The sequence below is a fragment of the Micromonospora sp. M51 genome, from assembly GCF_018070305.1.
Classification (GTDB): Bacteria; Actinomycetota; Actinomycetes; order Mycobacteriales; family Micromonosporaceae; genus Micromonospora; species Micromonospora parva.
Window position 1 is genome coordinate 1 of record NZ_JAGPXZ010000950.1, and the last position, 2,017, is coordinate 2,017.

The 2,017-nt window shown below is 73.4% G+C and carries 3 protein-coding genes; all 3 read left to right on the forward strand.

The window, feature by feature from the left end; translation table 11 throughout:
- Window positions 1-288 (forward strand): hypothetical protein (locus tag KBX53_RS31125; protein ID WP_210863312.1); only part of this gene is annotated, 288 nt, incomplete at its 5' end.
- Between the two features lie 126 nt (window positions 289-414).
- The gene (locus tag KBX53_RS31130) at window positions 415-1,263 is read left to right on the forward strand and encodes a polysaccharide deacetylase family protein (protein WP_247676485.1); all 849 of its coding nucleotides are present in this window, start codon (window positions 415-417) and stop codon (window positions 1,261-1,263) included.
- An 11-nt stretch (window positions 1,264-1,274) separates the two neighbouring features.
- Window positions 1,275-2,017, forward strand: a 743-nt coding sequence (locus tag KBX53_RS31135) for an MFS transporter (protein ID WP_210863313.1), incomplete at its 3' end; no start/stop codon positions are given.

Consider the following 2,017-nt stretch of genomic DNA (forward strand, 5'->3'; position numbering starts at 1 on the left):
ATGGTGGAGCACACCAAGGAGTCGCTGCGCGCTCGGCGCGCACGGCGGCGCTCCGGGGGGTCGGCGGTGACCACCGTGGAGGCGGACGAGTCGCCAGCCCCGAACCAGGTCGCGGTGCCGAGCGGCGCGCCCGCGCCGGCCCCGGCCACGGCCACCGCCGAAGGTGCGCAGCCGGCCGGGCGACCGGCGCCGTCGGCCGCGCTGGTGGAGGGCACGGACCAGTTCGAGGTGCTGCGGCTGCCCCGTAGCCGCACCTCGCCGCTGCCCCCGGCGGAGCCGACCGAGTAGGTCGCAGCGAGGTTCGGAACGCCCCCGGTGGATTTCTGCCGGGGGCGTTCCAGTTGTTTGAGCCGAAACACTCCGACCCGACCGCTCCGCACTTTGTGTAACTTCTTGCATACTCCTCGTAGATGGATGGGGGTGTGGGTGGAGCGGGGCGGGCGGATGGCCGAGGACGCGCGCGGGTGGGGGCGACGCGACCTGCTGCGCCGTGGCCTGCTGGTGGTGAGCGGTGTGGCCGTCGGCGCGGGGACGTCCGAGGCGTGGTGGAGCGGCCATCGCAAACTGCCGATCGCCGGTGGCCCCGCCAGCGCCACCCTCGGCAACGGTCAGCAGGATGTCGGCTCCGGCGCGCTGGAGGTCATCTGGTCGGCACCGACCAACCAGCGCCTGGTGGCGCTCACCTTCGACGACGGCCCGGCACCACAGTGGACTCCGATGGTGCTCGACACCCTGGCCGAGCACCGGGTTCCGGCCACCTTCTTCATGGTCGGGGCGCAGGTCCATCGGCACGCCGACGTCGTCCGCGACCGGCTCGGCGGGCACGAGGTGGGCAACCACAGCTGGCAGCACCGGGACCTGGCCGAACTGGACGCCGACGAGGCGTACGACGACCTGCGCCGCAGCCACGACGTGATCGCCGAGCTGACCGGGTCGCCGCCGGTGCTGCTCCGTCCGCCGTACGGCCACCTGGGCGGTGCGGTGCTGCACGCGGCGGCCCGACTGGACTACCGACTGGTGCTCTGGTCGCTGCAGATGGTGGAGCGTGAGTTCCCCGACGATCCGGCCGGCCACGCCCGGCGGATCGTGGCGGGCGTCCGGCCGGGAACGATCGTGCTCGGCCACGACGTGGGGGCGCGGCGGCGGCTTGTCGCACTGCGGGGCCTGACCGACATGATCAACGGGTTACGGTCGCGCGGCTACACCTTCGTCACGGTCTCGGCGCTGCTGGGAGCGGGTGTCGCGCCGCCACAGACCAGGTAGGGTCGCGCTCCGTGGCGTCCACCCTCTCCGTTCTGACCGGCAATCGGAGCTTCCGCAACCTCTTCCTCGCCGAGTTGGTGGTCTTCGGCGCCGACTGGTTCGTCATGGTGCCGCTGTTGGTGCTGCTGCCGCAGCTGACCGGCAGCGGTGTCTGGGGCGCGCTGGTGTTGGCGGTGGACACCGGCATCGTGGCGCTGCTGCTGCCGTACACCGGCACGATCGCCGACCGCTTCGACCGCCGGAAGATCATGATCGCCGCGAACGTGGCGGCGCTGGCGGGCGTGCTGCTGCTGCTCGGCGTGCGCAACGCGGCAACGGCGTGGCTGGCGCTGGTGGCGATCGGCGCGGTGGCGGTGGCCAAGGCGTTCTACTCGCCGGCGGCCCAGGCCGCGCTGCCCAACGTGCTGGAGCCGCACGAACTCGCCGCCGGCAACGCCGTCGCCGGCTCGGCCTGGGGCACCATGACCGTGGTCGGTGCCTCGCTCGGCGGCGTGCTGAGCACCGCTGCCGGCCCGTACGTCTGCTTCTGGGTGGCGGCGGCGGGCCTGGCGGTCGCCGCGGCCCTCGCCACCCGGATCCGCCGGCCGCTGCAGGTGCCCCGGGACGCCGACCAACCGCCCCAGCGGACCTGGTCCGCCGTCCGCGAGGCACTCGGCTACATCGGTCACCGCCCCCGGGTGCTGGCGCTGGTCACCGTGAAGTCGGCGGTGGGCCTGGGCAACGGCGTGCTGACCGTGTTCCCGCTGTTGGCCGG